Annotated in this window: 12 protein-coding genes; 8 read left to right on the forward strand and 4 right to left on the reverse strand. The window is 69.1% G+C overall.

Translation table 11 applies throughout. The annotated features are described in order from the left end of the window. From IT359_03685 to IT359_03705, 5 genes are all read left to right on the forward strand, one after another. Nucleotides 1-1,793: tetratricopeptide repeat protein (locus tag IT359_03685; protein MCC6928074.1), on the forward strand; the 1,793-nt coding region annotated here is incomplete at its 5' end. A gap of 232 nt (nucleotides 1,794-2,025) precedes the next feature. Continuing rightward, complete coding sequence (locus IT359_03690) at nucleotides 2,026-3,849, forward strand: trypsin-like peptidase domain-containing protein (protein ID MCC6928075.1); 1,824 nt, start codon at nucleotides 2,026-2,028, stop codon at nucleotides 3,847-3,849. Between the two features lie 57 nt (nucleotides 3,850-3,906). Next, a complete protein-coding gene (locus IT359_03695; GenBank protein MCC6928076.1) occupies nucleotides 3,907-5,319 on the forward strand; it encodes a serine/threonine protein kinase in 1,413 nt (470 codons plus the stop codon). A 73-nt stretch (nucleotides 5,320-5,392) separates the two neighbouring features. Beyond that, the gene (locus IT359_03700; GenBank protein MCC6928077.1) at nucleotides 5,393-6,331 is read left to right on the forward strand and encodes a Stp1/IreP family PP2C-type Ser/Thr phosphatase; all 939 of its coding nucleotides are present in this window, start codon (nucleotides 5,393-5,395) and stop codon (nucleotides 6,329-6,331) included. Next, complete coding sequence (locus IT359_03705) at nucleotides 6,328-8,241, forward strand: protein kinase (GenBank protein MCC6928078.1); 1,914 nt, start codon at nucleotides 6,328-6,330, stop codon at nucleotides 8,239-8,241. Before IT359_03700 ends, IT359_03705 begins: the two co-directional genes overlap by 4 nt. 148 nt (nucleotides 8,242-8,389) lie before the next feature. Here IT359_03705 and IT359_03710 read toward each other — a convergent pair whose 3' ends face one another. Next, nucleotides 8,390-11,788, reverse strand: a complete 3,399-nt coding sequence (locus IT359_03710) for a glycosyl hydrolase (protein ID MCC6928079.1) — start codon at nucleotides 11,786-11,788, stop codon at nucleotides 8,390-8,392. A gap of 268 nt (nucleotides 11,789-12,056) precedes the next feature. On the opposite strand from IT359_03710, the gene IT359_03715 reads away from it, so the two are divergent. Beyond that, nucleotides 12,057-12,614, forward strand: coding sequence for a Uma2 family endonuclease (locus IT359_03715; GenBank protein MCC6928080.1), 558 nt, complete (start codon nucleotides 12,057-12,059; stop codon nucleotides 12,612-12,614). Nucleotides 12,615-12,714: 100 nt separating this feature from the next. Next, nucleotides 12,715-13,314 carry a hypothetical protein gene (locus IT359_03720; GenBank protein MCC6928081.1) on the forward strand — a complete coding sequence of 200 codons (600 nt, stop codon included), beginning with the start codon at nucleotides 12,715-12,717 and terminating at the stop codon, nucleotides 13,312-13,314. An 82-nt stretch (nucleotides 13,315-13,396) separates the two neighbouring features. Here the strand turns inward: IT359_03720 and IT359_03725 are convergent, their stop codons facing one another. Together IT359_03725 and IT359_03730 are read right to left on the reverse strand one after the other, a co-directional pair. Continuing rightward, nucleotides 13,397-16,099, reverse strand: coding sequence for a serine/threonine protein kinase (locus IT359_03725; GenBank protein MCC6928082.1), 2,703 nt, complete (start codon nucleotides 16,097-16,099; stop codon nucleotides 13,397-13,399). A gap of 26 nt (nucleotides 16,100-16,125) precedes the next feature. Next, a complete protein-coding gene (locus IT359_03730) occupies nucleotides 16,126-16,734 on the reverse strand; it encodes a sigma-70 family RNA polymerase sigma factor (GenBank protein MCC6928083.1) in 609 nt (202 codons plus the stop codon). Nucleotides 16,735-16,932: 198 nt separating this feature from the next. On the opposite strand from IT359_03730, the gene IT359_03735 reads away from it, so the two are divergent. Next, nucleotides 16,933-19,281 carry a hypothetical protein gene (locus IT359_03735; protein MCC6928084.1) on the forward strand — a complete coding sequence of 783 codons (2,349 nt, stop codon included), beginning with the start codon at nucleotides 16,933-16,935 and terminating at the stop codon, nucleotides 19,279-19,281. On the opposite strand, the gene IT359_03740 is transcribed toward IT359_03735, so the two are convergent. Continuing rightward, complete coding sequence (locus IT359_03740) at nucleotides 19,268-21,472, reverse strand: WYL domain-containing protein (GenBank protein ID MCC6928085.1); 2,205 nt, start codon at nucleotides 21,470-21,472, stop codon at nucleotides 19,268-19,270. The two genes, IT359_03735 and IT359_03740, sit on opposite strands and share 14 nt — an antisense overlap. Nucleotides 21,473-21,484: the final 12 nt, after the last annotated feature.

Genomic DNA, 21,484 nt, shown 5'->3' on the forward strand with positions numbered 1-21,484 from the left:
ACCAGCTCCCCCCCACCCAGGGCGGCGCCCACGCCTTCACCCCCGACTACGCCTCCCCCGAGCAGGTCCGCGGCCTCCCCGTGGCCACCTCCTCCGACCTCTACTCGTTAGGGGTCATTGCCTGCGAACTCCTCACCGGCCGCCGCCCCTTTGCCTTCGACGGCCACCTCTTTGCCGAGATGCAGCAGGTCATCAGCGAAGTGCCGGCGCCCGCCCCCTCGTCGCTCGTCACCGCGGCGCACGCCGTGACGTTTGGCGAGAAGGAACCCGCGCGCCTGCGACGTCGACTGGCCGGCGACCTCGACGCGATCATCCTGCAGGCGCTGCGCAAGGAGCCGGCGCGCCGCTATCACTCGGCCGAGCAGTTGGGCGAGGACTTCCGGCGCCACCTCGACGGACTCCCCGTGAGCGCGCGACGCGATGCGACGGGTTACCGCTTGGGGAAGTTTGTCCGTCGCCGCCGCGTGGAGGTGACGGGCGGCATCATCGCCGTGGCCGCACTCATTGGCGGCGTGGTGGCCACGACTCGTCAGGCGCGCGTTGCCGAACTGGAACGCGCCAAGGTCCAGCAGGTGAATGCCTTCCTGTCGCGGATGCTGGCCGCCGTGGATCCGGGCAACTCCGGGCGCAACGTCACCGTGGCCCAGGTGCTCTCCCAGGCCGCGAAGGACATCGAGGGACAGCACCTCGCCCCCGAGGTCGAGGCCCAGATCCGCCACACCATTGGCCAGACCTATACGGAACTCGCCCTCTACGACTCGGCGCGCGTGCACGTCGAGCGTGCCGTCGCGCTGCGGGAGACGGAGTATGGGGAGCTGGACCAGCGAACGAGCATGTCGCTGTCGTACCTCGCCGCGCTCGAGGAAGCGCGCGGCAACCTGGCCGAGGCGGAAGCGATCGCCAGGCGCATCGTCGACATCCAAAGCCGGATTGCACCACGCGCGAACGCGGAGCTGGCGACCGCGTACGACAACCTGGGCCGGTACATCGAGAATCAGGGGCGCCTGGACGAGGCGCTGGACTTCCAGCTCAAGTCGCTCGCGATTCGGCGCGTAAGCAGCGACTCGGCGTCGGCCGATGCGCTCCCGTATTCCCTGGTCAATCTCTCGGTCTCGTACTTGTACAAGGGAGAAATCGCGCGCGCCGAGAGTCTCTCGCGCGAGTCACTCGAGGCCGAGGCACGGGTGCGCGGTCGCACGTCGGCGAACTACGGCGCCGCACTCCGCCAACTGGCGACCGTCCTCGACTTCGCCAAGCACCCCGAGGCCGCCGACACCGCCATTCGCCAGTCGGTCGAGATACTGCGCCAGGCCGTGGGGACGTCGCACCAGGAGTACCTGCGTTCGGTTTCGCAGCTGGCGGTGCTCCGCGCCTCGGTGAACGACTGGCCCGCGGTGGAAGCGGCGGCGCGTGAGGTGGTGGGGCACATCGGCGGCGCGCTCCACCCCAGCCATCCGCAGGCTGCGGTTGCGTTGCAGAACCTGGGCTTCGCCCTGGCCGAGCGCGGCGCCGACGCCGCCGCCGACAGCGCCTTTCGCCGCTCGCTGGCGCTGCGGCGCGAGTATCTCCCTGCCGACCACTGGGCAATCGCGTCGTCGGAGAGCGTGCTGGGGCACCACCTGGCAATGACCGGGCACGTGGCCGAGGGCGAGCCGATGCTCCGCCGTGCGTACCGCAAGCTCGTGGCCGCCCGCGGCGCGGACGCGAGCCCCACGCGCTCCACCGCCGAGCGCATCGCCGAGGTCCTGGAGAAGACCGGCCGCGCCGAGGAGGCGCGGGGCTGGCGGAGGTAGGGCAGAGGACGAGAAGACGAGAGGACGGGAAGACGGGAAGACGAGGTTCTGACCCTCAGGCGCCGGCACTCGGCGCAGGGGGTGCTCAACCTCGTCTTCTCGTCCTCTCGTCCTCTCGTCTTCTCCCTCATGAGCTGTTTCCCGCCTTGGGTGCGCGTGTCCTGGTGAGCAGTTGCGGACGTCGTCCGCCCCGTTGGTCCCCGACCCCGGCACCTCCCCAGGAGACTTCACCATGGAACGCGTCATCCTCCGCCATCTCAAGGGCTCCAAGGCATCACAGTTGGAGGAGTTCCCGTTACAGCAGTTCGCCGAGCTCACGATCGGCCGCGACCCGAATTCCACCATCCGATTCGACCCCGAGAAGGATGACCTGGTGGGGCGCCAGCATGCCCGGATCTCGAAGGACACCGCGGATCCGTACCGCTTCAAGCTGCAGGATCTCAACTCGCGCAACGGGACCTTCCTCAACAAGCTGCGCGTGGTTGGGGAGATGCCGTTGCAGCCGGGCGACGTGATCCAGCTCGGCGCCGGCGGTCCGGAGCTGCAATTCGACCTCGACCCGCTCCCCGCGCTCTACGTCAAGGCGACGCGCCTGGGGGTGGCGGGGCCGGTTGGCGCCACGGTGCAGGGTGTGGCCGAGACGCGGGTGAGCGGGACCGCCGCTTCGTCGGGCGCCTCCGCCTCGGCGAGCGCCGGTAGTGCCAGCAGCGCCATCCCCGCGCCTAACGCCATCGGCAAGGCGACGGTGGAGCGCATGATTGGCGAGACCAAGGCCAAGTCCAACCGCAACTCCATGTTCGTCGGCGCCGCGGCGCTGGTGCTGGTGGTGGCGGCCGCGGCCTACGCCAAGAAGGTCTCCGACGACAAGGCGCATGAAGCGGAGCAGAAGGCGGCGACCGCCCTGGCGGCGGCGAAGGACAGTGTCACCCGGGCGCAGCAGGCCGGCATGGCCGCGCTGGGCGCGAAGCTCGGGCGCGCCGACGAGCTGTCCAAGCAGTTGCAGCCGTCGGAGATCGCCGAGAAGTACGGCGCCGCGGTGGTGCAGGTCGACTTCAGCTGGAAGCTCACGTATCGCGAGACCGGTGGCCAGGTGTATCACCGCGTGGTGGCCAATCGCTACAAGGGAAAGGACGGACGCCTCCACCCAATCATCGACAACGGGCGTGAAGGGCTGCCGGCCTACGTCCAGGTCGACAACGCGCTCGAGCCTGCGCTCACCCTCGACCCGAGCGCGGGGCGCCCGATCGGCGTGAGCGCGCGTGGTTCGGGCTTCGTCGTCACGTCCAACGGCTTCATCCTCACCAACCGCCACGTCGCCTACAACTGGCAGACCTGGTATCGCTTCGACTCGCAGGGCGACGTGGGTCCCGTGATCAACCCGCGCACGGGCGCCGTGCTCCTCGACGAGAATGGCGGTCCGGTCCTCACGCGCCCGCCGCAGCAGTGGATCCCGTCGGAGACCAAGCAGGCCGGCCCCAAGGGCGACATCGGCGACTTCCAGGCGCGTGTCGAGTACCTGATGGTGCGCTTCCCGAAGGATCCCACGCCGTTCGAGGCGCAGAACGTCCGCCCCTCGCAGCGCCACGACGTGGCCCTCATCAAGGTCGATGCCCCGCCCACGCTGCAGTACGTCAACATGGTCGACACGTACGACAAGACCAAACAGGGCGATGCCGTAACGGTAATGGGCTACCCTGGCGTGTCCGACGAGGTGATCACCCTCATCAAGTCGCGCGACATGTTCAACCGTGAAGTGCAGCAGCGCGTCCTGCCCATGCCGACGCTGTCGACGGGGAACATCGGCAAGATCCTGCGCGCCGCCGATGCCGAGGTGCGCGACGGCTTCATGACCTTTGCGCCGAGCGGCGACACGTACCAGCTCACGATCAACTCCACCGGTGGCGGCAACAGCGGTGGCCCGATGTTCGACGCCTTCGGCAACGTGATCGGGATCTACTTCGCGGGGAAGACGACCGACGCCCAGATCTCCTTCTCGATCCCGATCCGCTACGGGATGGAGCTGCTCCGGATCGGCGACCCGACGGCCGCCCGCTAGTCCCGCCAGCCACAACACGAGCCATCGGATCACCTCCCCATGTCTGCCGGACCTCCCATGCTCAGCTCGATCGGCCCGTACCGGGTGATCGACTACATCGGGGCCGGCGGCATGGGGACGGTGTATCGGGTGGCACACCGCGCCACCGGGCGCGTGGCGGCGGCCAAGGTGCTCAACACCACGGCCGCCCCACGCGCCCTGGAGCGCTTCAGCAACGAGGCGCGCATCCTCCAGGCGCTGTCGCACCCCGCCATCTCGCAGATGTACGATTTCCTCGAGGTGAACGGGGCTCCCTGCCTGGTGATGGAGTACGTCGACGGCGACACGCTGGAGCAGCTCATCCGCGCCCGCGGCCCGCTCCCCGTCGGCGACGCGATCCGCATCTTCGCCGCCCTCGCCGATGCCGTCAGCTACATCCACCAGCGCGGCATCGTGCACCGCGACCTCAAGACGAACAACGTCAAGGTCGACATCCTTGGCGCCGTCAAGCTCCTCGACTTCGGCATCGCCGTCGGCGACTCCACCCCTCGCCTGACGAGCACCGGCAACGTGGTCGGCACGCTGATGTCGCTGGCGCCGGAACAACTGCGCACCGGACGCGCCGAGCCGCGCTCCGACATCTGGGCGTTAGGGATCCTGTTCTACGAGATGCTCACCGGGCGACTCCCGTTCGAAGGGGGCGCCGACGGCTTCATAGGCGAGAAGATCCTGCGTGGCGCCTATGCACCAGCCAGCGAGCTGCGTCCCGGGCTCCCGCGCGAGGTGGACCGCATCATCGGGCGCTGCCTCAAGGTGCGCCCGGACGATCGCTACGCCACGGCCGAGGCGCTGCTCACCGACCTGCGCGGCCTGCAGTCGGGGGAGAAGCCGGCTGGCCACCTGCCGTCGCTGGTGGCGCTTGGCAATATCGGCGGGCGTGACCTCCTGCGTACGAGCGGCGAGGTCGCAACCACTATCGCCAGGCAGTGGCGACTCGCGCTGTCGGGGATGGTCGCCGTGGCCGCGATCGTCTTCTTTGCGTGGAGCCTCCGATCGCCGGGTGGTGAGCAAGGCCAAACGACCGGAAGCGGCACGACAACGATCGGCGTGGGGCCAACGGAGCGGGGCGACGTGCCGGGTGTTCGCTCCGCCGGGCGCGACGAAATCTCGCTCGGCCCGGAGGCCGTCACGCCAACCGAACCCATGCGCCCGGAATCGTTGGCGGTGCAATCGATGGCGGGAATCTCCGCGACGCTGGCCGACTCCGTGAGCCGCCGCCCCTTGATCATCCGCGTGATGGAGGGGACGGCCGACGTCTACATCAACGATGTGCGCGTTGGCACGACGCCCTACACCTGGCGTGCCCCGGTGGGGACCGAGGTGCAGCTCACGCTGCGGCGCCCCGGTTGCGACGATCTCCGCCGACCGCTGCGTCTCGAGGAAGGGATGCAGGAGACGATGGAGAGCCTGACCGGGTGCCGGCGCCCCTGAACCACGCGAGTCACCACTGCAACGTCGCATTGCCCTGACGCTCACTCCCTCATTGCCCCTTTCCGTGCACACGATGTCCTTTCTCGACCGTCTCTTCTCCCGCTCCCGATCGGCTGCAGCTGCCGGCGCTGGCGCCGTATCGAAGGGCGCGCGCCCCACCACCGAACTGGGACGCATGGGCGGCGTGGACGGTGGGCACGCCGCGGAGCTTCGCATCGAGGCCGGTGTGGCGACCGACCCCGGGTGCATTCGCGAGATCAACGAGGATTGCGTGCGCATCATCCGCCCGACCGCTCCCGATGCCCTGGCGCGGCAGGGGTTGCTCGCCGTGGTGTGCGACGGCATGGGAGGGCACGAGGCTGGCGAGATTGCCTCGCGCCTGGCGATGGAGACGATCGTGCTGCGCTTCGACGAGGACGATGGCGATCCGCTCGTCTCGCTCCCGCGTGCCTTGCAGGCGGCAAACCGCGCCATCTTCGACTCGGCCGACCGCAATCCCAAGCTCAAGGGGATGGGGACGACGTGCACCGCGCTGATCTTGCGCGGCGGGCACGCCTACAGCGCGCATGTTGGCGACTCGCGCCTCTACCTCATTCGTGCCGGCGAGATCTTCCTCATGACCGAGGACCACTCGGCCGTGATGCACCTCGTCAGGCAGGGGGTGATCTCGCGTGAGGAGGCGCGGCATCATCCCGACAAGAACGTCATCTCGCGCGCCCTCGGGAGCCATCGCGACGTGCAGGTGACGGGATGGCCGCAGCCCTTCGCCGTCCTTCCCGGCGATCGCTTCCTCCTGTGCAGCGACGGTCTCTACGACCTCATTGACGACGCGACCCTGCTCGCCGTGGCGCGCGACGCGCATCCGCAGGTTGCCTGCGATCGCCTGGTGACGCTCGCGCGCGAGGCTGGGGGGCACGACAACATCTCCGTTGCGATCCTCATGATGAGCGTGGCCGGCGAGCCCTCCGTAAACAGCGCCAAGGAGACCCGCGGCGTGGAGATCCCGCAATGATCGGGACCACGGTCGGCAACTATCGCATCGTCGAGAAGCTTGGCGACGGCGGGATGGGGGCCGTCTTTCGCGCGGTCGACGAGATGCTCGACCGTGACGTGGCCATCAAGGTCCTCAAGCCGGAGCTGGCGCGCAACGCCGCGCTCATCGAGCGATTCCGCCTGGAGGCGGTCGCGCTCGCGCGCCTGAATCATCCGCGCATCGCCACGCTGCACGGGCTCGAGCGGCACGGTGAGTCGCTGCTCATGATCATGGAGTACGTGCGCGGCGACACGCTCGAGGCCATCGTGCATCGCAACGGGCGCATTGCCTGGGCGCGCGCCTGCGAGCTGTGCGCCGCCGTGCTCGACGCGCTCGACCACGCGCACGACAAGGGCGTGGTCCATCGCGACATCAAGCCGGCCAACGTCATGCTGGCGAACAATGGCGCGGTGAAGGTGATGGACTTCGGCATCGCGCGGCTCATCGGGAAGTCCCGCCAGACGCAAGTGGGGCACGCGGTGGGGACGCCGATGTACATGGCCCCTGAGCAGTTGCGGGGCGAGGAGGTGGACGGGCGCACCGACCTCTATGCCGTGGGCGCGGTCCTGTTCGAGCTGGTCACCGGGCGCATGGCCTTCGAGGCCGACTCGGACTACGGGCTGATGATGAAGCAGCTCAACGATCCACCGCCAGCCGCAAGTTCGTACGTAACTGACGTGCCACCGGCGGTGGACGACATCATCCGGCGGGCGATGGCCAAACAACGCGACGATCGCTACGCCAATGCGACGGCGTTCCGCGACGCGCTGCTCCTGGCCTCCGGGCTCGACGTTCCGCCCTCACGCCGCACGCCGATCCCCGCCGAGACGCGCCTGGCCGTGGAGTCCGCCGCGCAGAACGCGCCGGGTGCACTGGGTGCGCCGGTTGCGCTGGGTGCACAGGGGCCAGCGGGGACGCGCGTGGCCAGTGACGCCGCGAACCGAGCGCCGGCCACGCGCCTTGCCGACGATGCCGCCCCGGTGACGGGGACCTTCCACACCGCCGAGTCGCCCCGTCAGGCGCAATTGCGACCATGGGGATCGCTGGAGGGATGGTCGGAGGGATGGACGCGCGACTGGCGGACCTTCGCCGCGGCGGCCGCCGTACTCGTCGCCGCCGGGCTCGGCGTGCGCATACTTCGTCCGGACACCGACGTCACCGAGATGCCGGGGACGCGCCCGGACAGCGCGCAGGCGCAAGTGGCCGACACCACGCCGCGAACCGACATCGCGCAGGTTGTTCCTCCGCCGCGCACCGAGGATGCGTCGTCGCTCATCATCAACCCGCCGGCGCAGTCGGGCGGCGGCGGATCGGGGGGGGACAACGGAACGGGGGGGCGTCGAGCGCAACCACCGCGCGAAGCCGTCGTGCCGCCTAACGATCGCCCGGGCGGCGGGAGCGGGGGCGGGAGCGGAATCGAGCGAGCCGCGCCGCCGGCGGGTGGGACGTCTCGCCCGGTCTCGCCCACCGAGCCGGTTACTAACGATCCACCGCCGCGCACCGACGCACCGCGCGACGAGTCGCCCAAGGGCGAGGCGGTGGAGAGCGAGTCGGCCGCGAATGACGCGATCCGCGCTGCCATCGGGAGCGCGGCGAGTCTCCTGAGCGGCAGCAACTCGTCGGCGGCGTCGCTTCTCGACGGTGGCACGCAGGAGCAGTGGGGCGCGCTGATGCGGGAGGGGCGCATCTCGATGAGCGTGAGCGGTGCACCCGAGGTGCGCCTGCACGGCTCGCGCGCCACCGCGGAGTTCGACGCGAGCGTGAACGTCCGCTCCCCGTTCGGCGCCAACCGTCGCAAGAGCGCGCGCTTCACCGCGGAGCTGCAACGCGGTGGCGGCGGCTGGCGGGTGGTGGGGCTGCGGCCGCAGGGGAAGCTGGAGCTCAAGTAGAGGCGAGGTATGATGAGAAGAGAAAGGGCCCAGCCACCGGCTGGGCCCCTCTCGTCCCCAGCCTTCGCTGGGGCAGGCCTCTCGTCCCCAGCCTTCGCTGGGGCAGGCTTCTCGTCTTCTCGTCTTCTCGTCTTCTCGTCTTCTGCCCTTACGAAACGACGTTCGGCTTGTTCCCCTTGATCTCCTCGGTGCTCGGCTTCAGCTCCTCCAGCCCCGCCGCGCGCAGGATCGCATTCAGCCGGGGCAGGTCGCGATCCATCGACGCCTTGATCGCCTTGAGCTGCTTGTCCAGCTCCACCTTGAGGTCGCCGAACACCTGGTACGCCTGCTTGGTGGGGCGATACTCGCCCTGCCCCACGTAGCTGGCCACGCCGGCAATCTCGTTGTTGAGCCGGATGGGGAAGTTGAGCGGGTCCTGATTCGACTCGTTCTTGGTCTGGTAGACCTCCTGCTCGCCCGCGGTGATCTCCTTCATCATGCCGCCGGCGATCGACGTGAACTCCTTGGCCTGGTCGCCCGTGAGCTTCCCGGTGCGATCGTTCACGTTCCAGCGCATGTTGCGCACCATGCGCACGGCATTGTTTGCCTCCGTCGTCTTGTCGCGAATGGCGATCAGGAGGCGGAACTGCTCCTGGAGGTCGGCGTCGGTCGCGGTGCCGCGCGGGTCCTTCTTCACCAGGAAGCGCTGCACCTGGCTTTCGCCGCCCACGGTGAGCTTGACGGCGTAGGTGCCGGGAGGCGCAACGGGACCCGTGGTGCTGGCCGCCCACATGATCAGGTTGTCGAACGTGACGGCATCGGGATAGCGCAGGTTCCACGAGAAGGTGTTGAGCCCCGCGCGGTTGGCGACGCGCGGACGGCGCGCACCGCCGCCGAAGCCGCCGCCACCCGGGCCCCCCGGGCCGGCCGCCGCGCGCACGACACGCAACGCGCTGTCGCGCGACACGCCGGCGCGCACGAGCGAGTCGACGCGCGCGGCCCGCGCTTGCTCCTGACGGACCGAATCGGCGGCCGCGTCGGGGTCCATGTCGCTGGTGAACGACTGGATCACGTCACCCTTCGCGTCCGTGAAGTCGAGCGTGACCTTCTGGTTGGGCGACTTGAGCATGTAGTAGACGACCGCGCCCGACGCCGGGTTGGCGCCCACCGTGGCGCCGCCGCGTCCACCGCCGCCACCGCCACCCCCGCTCCACTGCGTCCGGTACGCATCGACCGGCTTGAAGAGGTGCGCCGCCTTCTGCGCAATGTCCGGCTGGTACTGCCGCATCGCCGAGATGTCGTCCATCACCCAGAACGACCGCCCGTGCGTGGCCAGGATGACGTCGTTGTCCTTGATCGCGATGTCATGCACGGGAACGAACGGCAGGTTCTTCTGCAGCCACTGCCAGTTCTGCCCGTCGTCGAACGAGACGTACACGCCGCGCTCGGTGCCGGCAAAGAGCAACCCGCGACGGACGGGATCCTCGCGAATCGCGCGCGCGAAGTGATCGCCCTTGATCCCGTTGACGATCTTCGTCCACGTCCTGCCGTAGTCGGTCGTCTTGTACAGGATCGGCGTCTTGTCGCCTAACGCATACCGGTTGGCCGCGACGTACGCCGTCCCCGCCGCGTAACGCGACGGCTCGATGATCGAGATGCGCGTGAAGTCGCCAATGTCACTCGGCGTCACGTTGTCCCACTTGACCCCGTTGTTGCGCGAGATCCAGATGTAGCCGTCGTCGGTCCCGGCCCACAACAGCCCGGGCGTCACCGGCGACTCATCGAAGGCGAAGATGAGCCCGTACGTCTCGACGCCGGTCTGGTCCTTGGTGATCGGACCGCCCGACGGGCCCATCGTCCTGGGGTCACGACGCGCAAGTTCCGGCGACACCGCGGTCCACGACTCCCCTTCGTTGGTGGAACGGAACAGCTGCGACCCCGCCGCATACAGCACGTTGGGATTGTGGCGCGAGAAGACGATCGGGAAGGTCCACTGGAAGCGGACCTTGATGTCTTCCGACGAATGCCCCATCGGGTTGCGCGGATAGACGGTCACGTCGCGCGTGAAGTCGGTCTCGCGATCCTTGCGATCGAGGTTGCCGCCGTAGCAGCCGGCGAAGGTGACGTTCGGCTTGAGCGGGTGCGCCGCGATGTACCCCGATTCGCAGCCGCCGGCATCGTACCAGTCGGCAATCTCGATCGTCCCCTGCTTGCGCGAGGGGCCACAGAGCGTCGAGTTGTCCTGCTGCGCGCCGCAGATCTTGTACGGCCACTCGTTGGTGGTGGTCACGTGGTAGAACTGCGCGGTCGGGAACTCCTGGTCGGTCCACGTGCGCCCCGCGGTGAAGGTCACGTTGGCCCCGCCGTCGTTGCCCTGCACCATCCGCTGATTGTCGTTAGGTGCGATCCACAGGTCGTGGTTGTCGCCATGCGGCGGGTTGATCGACACCGGGAACGTCTTCCCGCCGTCGTTGGAGCGGAAAAAGCCCACGTTGAGCCCGTAGACGATGTTCGTGTCCCTGGTGTCGGCGTAGATCTGCGAGTAGTACCAGGCGCGCTGCCGCAGCTTGCGCTCGCGGTTGATGTACGCCCACGTCGCGCCGCCATCACTCGACTTGTACACACCGCCCGAGTCGGCCTCGATCTGCGCCCACACCAGCCGCGGGTTCACCGGCGACACGGCGAGCCCCACCTTCCCGATGAGTCCCTGCGGGAGCCCCTTCGACTCCTTCACCAGGTTGGTCCAGCTCGCGCCGCCATCGGTCGTCTTGTAGATCCCCGAATGCACACCGCCCGACGACATCCCCCACGGCGAGCGCCACGCCTGCCACATCGCGACGTACAGCACCTCGGGGTTTGTCACGTCCATCGCGATGTCGATCACGCCCGCCGAGTCGCTGGTGAAGAAGATCTTGTTGAACGTCTTCCCGCCATCGGTGGTCTTGTACACACCGCGATTGGGCGTCGCCTTGAACACGTCCCCAAACACGCCGATGTAGGCGACGCTGGGGTTGGTGGGATGGATGCGGATGGTGGAGATGTGCTCGTCGCGGAAGCCAAGCATCTGCCAGGTGCGCCCACCGTCCGACGTCTTCCACAGGCCATCGCCGTGCGACGTGTTGCCGCGGATGTCGGTCTCGCCGCCGCCCACCCAGACCACGTCGGGGTTGAGCGGGTCAACGGTGATGGCGCCAATCGTCCCGCCAAAATAGCGGTCGGTCACCGCCTGCCAGTTCATCCCGGCATCGGTGGTCTTGTAGACCCCGCCACCGGTGGTCCCCATCCAGTACTCGAGCGGGCGTTGCGCCGAACCGGCGACAGCAACCGACCGCCCACCGCGCGCCGGTCCAATCTCGCGCCAGCGCAGTGCGGAGAAGAGCGACGTGTCGACCACCATGGGCGCCGTGGGAGCGGGAGCAACCTGCGCGCGCACGCCGGCCGGTCGCGCCTGCGCGACGAGCGGCGCCGATCCCGCGGCAAGCGCTACGGCCGCGACGGCGGCAACAACGGCGACCACAATCGATGCGTCGCGCCATCGACTGCCCGAGCTGTGAACGGACGAAGACATCGGACCCTGGGGGTTGGGGTTGGATTGATGATGCGGATTCTATCGATGCTGGAAGCACTACGCAGCGGCGGGGCGCGACGTTCTTCTGCATACAGTCGCGCAACGTGAATCCTGACAATTGCATGAACGCGCATTCGCGACTCCCGCTGGCACGACAATCGGTACGGAACGCAACCGAATGATCACGCGGCGCCAAGGCCCACGCGCCAGCGTGCAGGATGCTGTCCCCACCTCACCCTTGCGCCCTCGGCCGAGCCGAGCAGATCGTATGTCCATGCCTGCCGCGCTGGATCGGTATTACACGAGGGAGGAAGTGCTCGCCTTCCCCGACGACGGGAACCGGTACGAGCTCGTGCATGGGGAGCTGCTGGTGAGCCCGGCGCCACGGACTCGGCATCAGCGCGTGGTCGGGCGGCTGCACTTCGCGCTGATGCAGTTTGTCGAGGAGCACCACGCCGGCGAGGTACTCATGTCTCCCGCCGACATCTCGTGGGGCGGGCTCCCCGATGTGCTCGTCCAGCCGGATCTCTTCGTCGTTCCGTCGCGCTTTGGGCGCGTGCGAGAGTGGATCGAGATCCAGCAGCTCTCGCTCGTCATCGAGGTCCTGAGCCCCACCACCGCGCGCTACGACCGTTTCACCAAGCGCCGCCTGTACCAGGAACGGCGCGTCCCCCTGTACTGGCTCATCGATGTGGAGCAGCGCCGCGCCGAGGCCTGGACGCCCGATGCGACCTTCCCCCAGATGGAGGAGCGCGTGCTGTCGTGGCAGCCGGCGGCGGGAGCGACGCCGTTCAGCATCGACCTCGCGACGCTGTTCGAGGAATAGCGACCTCCGACCGGCGCCTCGATGACCGTTGGCGCCGAGCTCTTGCGCAAAGGGAGTTGTGCCTTCGCACGACCGTCCCATCCCTTCGCAGGAGTCCAACATGCCAAGCGTTGTCGCCCGCCTCATTCCCCGCGCGCCGCGAGCGCGCCTCGCCCTCGTCGTTGCTGTGCTGTCGGCGACGTCTATTGTCGCCCTTCCCTCATCAGCCGCAGCGCAGGGCAAGGAAGCGGGGAGTTCGATCTTCTCGCCCGGCTATATGGATCTGGGGCCCACGGTGGGGCTGGGTGGGATTGGTGAAGCGGGGATGGCCTTTGGCGGGCGCTTCGAGCGCGCTATCAAGCGCCTCCCCGATCTCGGCAACGGCACCATTGGCATCCAGGCCAGCGTCGACATCTGGAACTACAACAATCGCTACGTCGGGACCGACTACGACTTCCGCTATCTCAACATCGGCGTCACCGCCAACTACCACTTCGACGTGAAGAGCAACCCCAAGCTCGATCCCTTTTTCGGGCTGGGGTTGGGGAACAGCAGTGTGAGCACGGACTGGGCGGGCGACTACTCCAGCGGCATCTATTTCATTGGGCGGGCGGGGCTGCGCTACTTCATGAAGCCGCGTCTCGCGCTGTACGGCGATGTGGGGGCGGGGGCGTCGACGCTGAACGTTGGCGTGACGTTCGGGCTGGGGGGCGGGAAGTAGCGTCGGCGCGGCGGCGGCGTCCGGGGTGGGGGGTGGGGGGTGGGGTGCGCACGGTGGCACCCCGGGCGCGCGTCGTCGGCCTTCACTTGGTGGGCTTGGGGAGGAACTGTTCGCGCTCGGCGCGCCACTTCACCGCCTCGTCGTGCCGCCCTAACGAGTCGAGCGCCAGCGACAGGTCGAGGCGGGCCGCCTGCAGGAAGCTCACGTTAGGCGCGGTGATCTTCTTCACGATGCCGTAGCCGCGCTCGGTCTCGGGAATGGCCTCGCGAAAGCGCCCGCTGCGCAACAGGACGCGCCCCAACTTGATGTAGCCGATCCCCGTGTTGAGGTGATCGGGCCCCTGCGAGGCGATGTAGTGTTCCAGTGCCTGCCGGTACATCGGCTCCGCCAGCGCGTACTTCTTCTGGTAGAGGTACGCATCGGCCATGTTGGCGGTGGCCACGCCGGTGCGGAAGTTCATCCCCGGATAGGTGCGAGCGTAGATGTCGCGCACGCGAGTAAAGATCGTCACCGCGTCGTCGTAGCGTTCCTGTCGCAGCGCCAGGTTCCCCAGTTCGTTGAGCGTGTTGGCAACGAACGGATGCGACGGGCCAAAGACGCGCTCGCGGATGGCCAGCGCCTTCTCGAAGGGGACGCGGGCTTCGTCGTACCGGTTCTGGAGGAGGAGCGCACGCCCGAGGTAGGTGAGGTTGCCCGCGGTGCGAAAGTGCTCGCTTCCATAGAATGCGGTCGAGATGTCGAGCGCCTGGCGGAACAGCGATTCCGACGCCGCGTAGTTGCCACGTTCCTGCTCGGTGGCGCCGAGGTTCATGAGGTCCTCGGCCACGCGCGGGTGGCGTGCGCCAAAGAGCGTGCGCGTGAGCGCGAGCACCTGGCGATTGAGCGAGTCGGCGTTGTCGTAGTTGCCGGCGTAGAAGTGCGCGTTGGCCAGTTCGCCGAGTGCCTGATGCACCACGTTGGGCTCAGCGCGCGTCTGTCGCAGCGACGTGACCAGCGAGTCGAGCGTGGCAATGGCGCGGGCGTGCTGACCGCGCTCGGTGAAGGCCCTGCCTAACGCCACGCGCGCCTCGACCACCGGATCGCGCACCGTGACGCCATCGTCGGCGCCGGCGCCTTGGAGCGTGCGCAAGCCGTCGCCGATCAGGCGCTCGCCCTCGTCGTAGCGTGCCTGCGAGGTGCGCAGGTCGCCCAGGCGCACCATGGCGCGCGCGGCCTCCTCGCTGCGCGCGCCGGCAATGCGCTGCCACTGCGCGAGCCCCGTGGCCAGGAGCGAGTCGGCGCGATCGAGGACGCCCATCTGGGCATAGATCCCGCCCAACGTCTCGTACAGGTCGGCCTGCACGCGCGGTTCGAGGTCGAGGGCGCGGGCCTCGACCACCCCCTGATCGAGCAGCGTCGCCACGCGCAGGCTTTCCGCGGGACCGGCCGCCTCGTCGCCCCCCTGGAAGAGCGTGGTGATGAAGCGCTGGATGCGTTGCGTGCGCACCGACTCGGCGAGGGCGCGGTCGCGCGCCTGGGCCAGTCGAATCGTGTAGAACGTCGTGAGCGCGACAATCGCCACGACGGCGGCCGCGGCCACGGCGACGCCGCGCGCGTTGCGCCTGACGAAGGTGGCCGCGCGATAGCCGAGCGAGTCGCCGCGCGCGTCGAGCGGCTCACCGGCCAGGAAGTGATCGAGATCGCGCAGGAAGGCGTCGATGGAGCGATAGCGCCGCGACGGATCCTTGTGCATCGCGGTGAGGACGAGAACGTCGAGATCGTCCCATTCGGAGTCGCGCGCCTCCACCGGCGGGAGCGGCTGCGCCGCGGCGGTGTGGCCGCGTTCCTTGCCGTGCACATTCAGGCGGGCGCGCGCCGAGGGGCGCAGGGGATCGGAGGCCGTGATCAGCGCCTCTGCCTCACGCGGGGTGCGCCCCGCGAGGTCGAACGGGAGCACGCCCGTCAGGAGTTCGTACAGCAGGACGCCCACCGAGTAGACGTCGGTCTGCACGCCGACGCGCATCCCTTGCACCTGCTCGGGCGCCGCGTAGGCCGGGGTCATGAGGCGCAGCCCCGTGCGCGTCACATCGTCGGGCGTATCGCCCGGCTCCAGTTGCTTGGCGATCCCGAAGTCGACGAGCTTCACCGTCCCGTCGACGCGTACGAGGATGTTGGACGGCTTGAGGTCGCGATGGATGACGAGCTGCTGGTGGGCGTGCAGCACTGCCTCGGCGACGGCGCGCAGCAACCGCAATCGCTCGCGCAGCGGGAGCCGGTGCTGCGCACAGTGGTCGGTGAGCGTCGTCCCCTCGACGAACTCCATCGCGATCCACGGCGTCCCGTCGGGGAGCGCGCCGGCGTCGTAGAGGTGGGCAATGGCGGGGTGGTGGAGCTGCGCGAGCGTGCGTTGTTCGGCGACGAAGCGCTCGCGCCGCGCGGGGGATGCCCAGGCGTCGCGCAGGAGTTTCACGGCGGCGTCGCTCCCCAGGTCGTCGCGGCGGGCGAGATAGACCACGCCCATCCCCCCTTCCCCAAGCATCCGCAGCAGACGATAAGGGCCGCAACGGATGTCGGGGACGCGCGACGCCGAGTCGGCGCCGCCGATCACGGAATGGACGACGTGCGCGACGTCGGCGTCGAGGAGCGTCCGGTTCTGGGCATCGGACGCCACCAGGCGCTCGACTTCGGCTCGCAGCGTGTCGTCGCCGCGACAGTCCTCGTCGAGGACTCGCTGCCGCTCCTCGGGGGCGAGGTCGGCAACGCGATGAAAGAGGTCCTGGACCACCTGCCAGCGCTCAGCGTCCATTGTCCCTCCCGCGCCGCGGCCGGCGCCTAACGACCAGAGCGGAGTTCGGTGGCCAGCCAGGCGCGCGCGGTGCGCCAGTCGCGCACGGCGGTGGCCTCGGAGATCTCGAGCAGCGCAGCCGCTTCCTTGAGTTCGAGTCCGCCAAAGAAGCGCGCCTCCACCAGCGTGGACTGCCGCGGGCTCAGCGTCGCCAGCCGGTCCAGCGCCTCGTCGAGCGCGAGGAGTTCGTCGGCAGCGGTCGGCATCACCCCGGCGGCGTCCATCGAATCCTCGAAGGTGACAAAGGCGCTGCCACCGCCGCGCTTCTCGGCCTTCCGCCGGCGAGCCGCCTCGATCAGCACTTGTCGCATGGCGCGGGCGGCGATGCGCCGGAAGTGCAGGCGAGACGTGCGCGCGACGTGCGGCGAGTCGGCGAGCTTGAGCCACGCCTCGTTCACCAGCGCCGTTGGACTCAGCGTCGCGCTGGGGTCTCCCTCACGAACGCGCGTGGCCAGCCGGCGCAGCTCTTCGTACGCCTCGCTGAAGACGGCATCGAGCGCCCGGCGATCCTCGTCCGAGACGACGCGAGTCGCCTCCGCCAAAGGGTCGGATGACGGCGACGGAGACGAACCGTCCGGGCGCTCTCGATCGATCATCAGGGGGGCGAGACAGTGCGAGGCGGGGGGCGAGGTGTCGACGGCGCACGCGACGGTCAGGCGTCCATGCCCGAAGCCCCAACCTCGCGTGGTGCCCAGTGGAACGCCAGAGGCCGGATGCAGCGCGTGATTGCTGGCAGCGCTGGTCTGCGCAATGGAGAGAGCCCTCCCGCCCGTCCCCCCGCTCTCGCCGCCGCCATGCCTTCCCTTCGCTCGCACCTCCACGCTCCGTCTGCGCGCAATCGTCGCCAGTGGCTGGCCGCGCTCGCCCTCCTGGCCGCGTGCGGCGGCGGTGGAGGCGACGGCAATGGCGGCACCACCAATCCACCACCCCCGACTGGGACGCTCGCCCTCACCATCCCCTCGGGCGCCGCCTCGCTCACCGTCGGAGGAAGCGCGACGATGTCGGTCACCATCTCGCGCGGCGGGAGCTTCAACGGCACGGTCTCGCTCTCGGTCAGTGGGCTCCCGGCGGGAGTCACCGGAACGTTTGCGCCGTCGTCGCTCGACGGGACGCAGACCTCGTCGGTGCTCACCCTGTCGGCCGCCACCAGCGCCGTCGCGGGGAACGCGACGCTCACCGTCTCTGCCTCCGGCAGCGGGGTCACGACGCAGACGGGGACGATACAACTCGTCATCGTGCAGCCGGCCATCACCATCCTCGCGACGCCGACCGCACTCACCATCGTCGCCGGGGCCACGGGAAGTTCGACGATCTCGATTGGACGCTCCGCCGGCTACACCGGCGCCGTGACGCTGGCGCTCGACAACCCACCGGCCGGGATCACCGGGAGCTTCAACCCCTCACCAACGACGGCGAACAGCTCGGCGCTCACCCTCACCGTGGGCGCGTCGGTGACACCCGGCACGTATCCGGTCACCGTGAAGGCAAGCGCCCCCGGCGCCGCTGACAAGACGCTGGCCCTCACGCTCACCATCACGGCCGCGCTTCCCATCGGATTCTCCATGGGCGTGGACCCGGTGGAGTTCGAGCTTCCCGCGGGCAATGGATGGAGTGGCTATGGCGTCGTGTCCGTGCAGCGGCTCAACGGCTTCGCCGGTGCAGTAACGGTGTCGATCTCGTCTCCCGTGGGGGCGGTGGGGTCGGCCGTCGCGCCCACGCCGTCGACGATTGCTGCTGGCGAGACGATGACCAACATGTTCGCGCTTGCGGCTGGCGGCACGGCGCCCGGCGTCTATCCGGTCACGGTGAAGGTGACCGCCCCCGGCTTCGCCGAGCAGACGACGCAGGTGCGCCTTCGCGTCTCGCCGCCGAGCAGCGGGAGCATCCAGTGGAAGTTCTGCTCCGCCAGCCGCGTCCCGCGCTACTTCGCCGTCCGCGACGGCAACGGGGCCTGGCGGCACATCGTGCCATCGGGGCCAGCGGCGGCCACGCGTGCCGATCCGACGATCTACTCCTTCTCGCTCTCGCAACCAACGGCGGCGGTGGCCATGGTCTCGCTGGGCGAGAAGACGAGCGCCTCGCCCCTCATCCAGGGCTTTCGATGGGACGTGTACTACCTCACGGCGCAGGAGGTGGCCGATCGTGCCGCGGCGGAGTGTGTCCGGCACCCCGACTCCAGCACGCGCAGCGCCTCCGGCTCGCTCACCGGCTACCAATCGTTTGATGCGGTCGTGGGATCGGCGAGCAACTACGCCATCGTGAACCCGGGGAGCACCGGACTCGCCACCACGACACTGACGGCGCAGAACCTCCAGCCCGGGGCGTTTGACCTGTTCGTGACGCGCTCCAGCTTCAGCGCGGGGGGGAGCGTCCCCATCGTGACGCAGCAGTTCATCCTCAAGCGCGCGCTGGACCCCGCGTCGGGGACTGGGCTCCCGGCGCTCTCCTTCGCCACGGACGGGATGACGCCCGCCACGGGGAGCGTGGCGATGGGGAACACGAACGGGGAGACGTTCAGCTTCATCTCCAACTTCCTCACGGCGCAGGGGCTGAACGCCATGTTCCACGCCTCTGCCGGATACAGCACCACCAGCCGCACCTGGTACGGAGTCCCCAACGCGCAATTGCAGCCAACGGACCTGCACCAACTGGTGGCGACCACCGGCAACACGAGCGCCCGCCGCGCCGTGATCGCCTACGCCGCGCAGGTCTCCAATCGCACGCTCGACTTCGGCCCCGCGCTGTCGGCGCCATCGATCGCTGGCGGGAGCGGCGCCGTGGCGCCGTGGCTGGTGCGCGCCACGGGGACGCTGGGCGCTGACTACACGGCCCGCGCCTCGCTGTACCTGCGCGAGACCATCGCCGACCCGCGCGCCATCATGATCGTCGCCTCGCGGGGCGCGTTAGGCGCCGGGAGCGCCTACGACGTTGCCGTTCCCGACCTCACGGCGGCCGTGGGCTTCACCGCCTTCTGGAACCTGCGGCGGGGCGCCGGGGTGCGCTGGACCTTTACGGGCGGTGAAGGCGACCCAGGGTCGACCGAGGAGGTCTTCTGCATGCAGGTGGGATACTGCGACGTCAAGGCGGTGGCGGGCGCGGTGTACAAGTCGGCGCAGGCCACCGGGACCATCACGATTCCGTGAGTGCCGACAGGCGCTGGCGCAGCATGTCACGCATGGCGGCCGGCGCAAGCAGTTCCGCGTCGGGGCCGTACTGCAGCACGTGGCGAATGCCCCACGCCTCGTCGGCCAGCGGGTGGTCCATCACGAGCGACTCGTCGGCTGCAAGCACGCGCCGTTCGCGCTCGGCGATCCAGCGCGCGATGCGCGGCGAGTACCGGATGCGCATCGTCCGCATGCCGTCGTGCTGCAGGACACGCCCGTCCTGCAGGACGCGCCCGACATCGATCTCCCGCGGGCGCTCGAACGTCTCGTCGCCCACCATCGCCGATTCGATGCGATCGAGGCGGAAGACCCGGATGGCGTTCGACGTCTCGCAGTGGGCAATCGCGTACAGCATCCCGCTGCTGGCCACGAACATGTACGGGTGAATCACGCGCTGGCCGGGTGTCTCGCTCCCCGACCTGCGGTACACGAGGCGGAGCGTGCGCTGGTCGCGCATGGCGCGCCGCAACGCCGCCAGGTGCTCGGTGTGCGTGGCCTCGCCGAGCGACGCGCCGTGCACGCCATCGGGAATGGTGTCCGAGGGAAGCTTGGCGATCACCTGGCGCAGCCGATCGCGCGCGCGGTCCAGCGCGCCGCGCTCGTCAGGCGGGCGCTGCGTGCGCAACACGGCGAGCCCCAGCTCGAGGGCACACAGCTCGGGCACGGTGAGGCGCATGGGGCGCAGGAAGTGATCGGAGCGAGCCGACACGCGCCCATTCTCGACATATGCCGACACGCCATCCACGAAGCCGGCAGGTGCATCGTAGCGCGTCACGAGCGAGAAGAGGTCCTTCTGCAGCACCGCGACCGTGGTCCCGATGCGGCGTGCAACCTCCTCGACGTCATGTTCCTCGCCGTTGGCAATCTGCGGCACGAGGAGGAGGATGCGCCGAAACTGCGCCACGGCCCCGGTGGCGCTCCACGGCTCGACGGCGCGGGCGCGGCGTGGAGTTGCGGCTGGCGGCATCGCTGTCGGCGCGGGGAGCGGGTCCGGCGAGGGACGCCCATACAGCGTGCACGTCTCGCGCGCCAGCGTGCGGAACGCCTCGACCATCGATGCGGGGGCAACTGGCGCGAGCTCGCCGCCAAACGACAGGAGCCAGCGCGCGAAGACGTCGGCGCGCCGCACGGTGAAGCGACGCTGGTCGCCCGCCCCCGGAACGTCACTCCCCAGCTTCATCGCCGCCACGGTCGGCCCAGATTCACCGCGAAAAGCGACGTCCACGGTCAACGCGTCGCCGTCCCCCAGCTCCCAGGCATGGCGCGAGCGGCCATGGTCACGCAGGCGGAACGTTGCCGGGATCTCGTAGTCGGCGCGCTGCGTGCGCTGGCCGTTCACCGACACGGCCGACATCCGGTTGAGGCGGAAGTTGCGCAACTCCTGGCGACCGCAGTCACGCGCCGCGAGGTACCAGTGACCGCTGAGGAAGAAGAGCCCGTATGGCTCCACCGTGCGGCGCTCGGCGCGGTCGGTGCTCATGGCGTGGTACTCGAACGACACGCGCTTGCGGCGGCGCAGCGCATCGCCTAACGCCTCGAACGTCGCGGCGTCGGGGCGGGTGCGCGCTGCCACGATGTGCGGCTCGCCAGCCGAGGGCGCCATGGCGTCGAGGGGAAGGTCGATCGCCAGCTTGCGCATCGCCCCCTCGGCCTCCAGCGCCAGCATCGGGTCGCCGAGGGTTCGCACGAGCGCCGCCGCGTCCACCACCGCCTGCAGTTCGTCGGCCTCGAACGTCAGCGCCGCGAGTGCGTGATAGCCGTACGCGTCGACGCGTGGCGGCGCGGTGGCCGGGGCATCGGGAACGGCACAGCAGAGGTAGGGGAGATAGAAGTCGCGACGCTCGAGTCGATACGCACCGCCGGCGTTGCCGTCCTCATCGGCCACGGGAACGATCGGAATCCCGAACTTCCTGAGTTCGTCCTTGTCGCGCTCGAACTCGCGCTTGAGCGATTCGCGACGCCGTGTGCGCTCCGCCCCCGCCGGGAGGCGCTCGGTCTCCGCCAGCTCGTTGGCGTACGCCGGGACGTCGGCGGCCAGTTGCGTGAACGTTGCCGGGAACTTGCGCGCGAGGAGCGATGCCACGAGGTCGACCCACCGCTGCAATTTCGGGTTTGGGGTCCCCTCGCCGGCGTCCATGTCTCCTGACGGTTGCGTCGTGCTGTCGTTCACCGCCCCACCTCC

The organism is Gemmatimonadaceae bacterium, assembly GCA_020852815.1.
In the GTDB taxonomy this organism is placed as follows: domain Bacteria; phylum Gemmatimonadota; class Gemmatimonadetes; order Gemmatimonadales; family Gemmatimonadaceae; genus SCN-70-22.

Excerpts from the sequence above, each read along its gene's own strand:
- IT359_03695 (MCC6928076.1), top strand. The coding sequence starts at position 3,907 with ATGCTCAGCTCGATCGGCCCGTACCGGGTGATCGACTACATCGGGGCC.
- IT359_03700 (MCC6928077.1), top strand. The coding sequence starts at position 5,393 with ATGTCCTTTCTCGACCGTCTCTTCTCCCGCTCCCGATCGGCTGCAGCT.
- IT359_03720 (MCC6928081.1), top strand. The coding sequence starts at position 12,715 with ATGCCAAGCGTTGTCGCCCGCCTCATTCCCCGCGCGCCGCGAGCGCGC.
- IT359_03710 (MCC6928079.1), bottom strand. The coding sequence starts at position 11,788 with ATGTCTTCGTCCGTTCACAGCTCGGGCAGTCGATGGCGCGACGCATCG.
- IT359_03730 (MCC6928083.1), bottom strand. The coding sequence starts at position 16,734 with ATGATCGATCGAGAGCGCCCGGACGGTTCGTCTCCGTCGCCGTCATCC.
- IT359_03715 (MCC6928080.1), top strand. The coding sequence starts at position 12,057 with ATGTCCATGCCTGCCGCGCTGGATCGGTATTACACGAGGGAGGAAGTG.
- IT359_03735 (MCC6928084.1), top strand. The coding sequence starts at position 16,933 with ATGCCTTCCCTTCGCTCGCACCTCCACGCTCCGTCTGCGCGCAATCGT.
- IT359_03690 (MCC6928075.1), top strand. The coding sequence starts at position 2,026 with ATGGAACGCGTCATCCTCCGCCATCTCAAGGGCTCCAAGGCATCACAG.
- IT359_03725 (MCC6928082.1), bottom strand. The coding sequence starts at position 16,099 with ATGGACGCTGAGCGCTGGCAGGTGGTCCAGGACCTCTTTCATCGCGTT.
- IT359_03705 (MCC6928078.1), top strand. The coding sequence starts at position 6,328 with ATGATCGGGACCACGGTCGGCAACTATCGCATCGTCGAGAAGCTTGGC.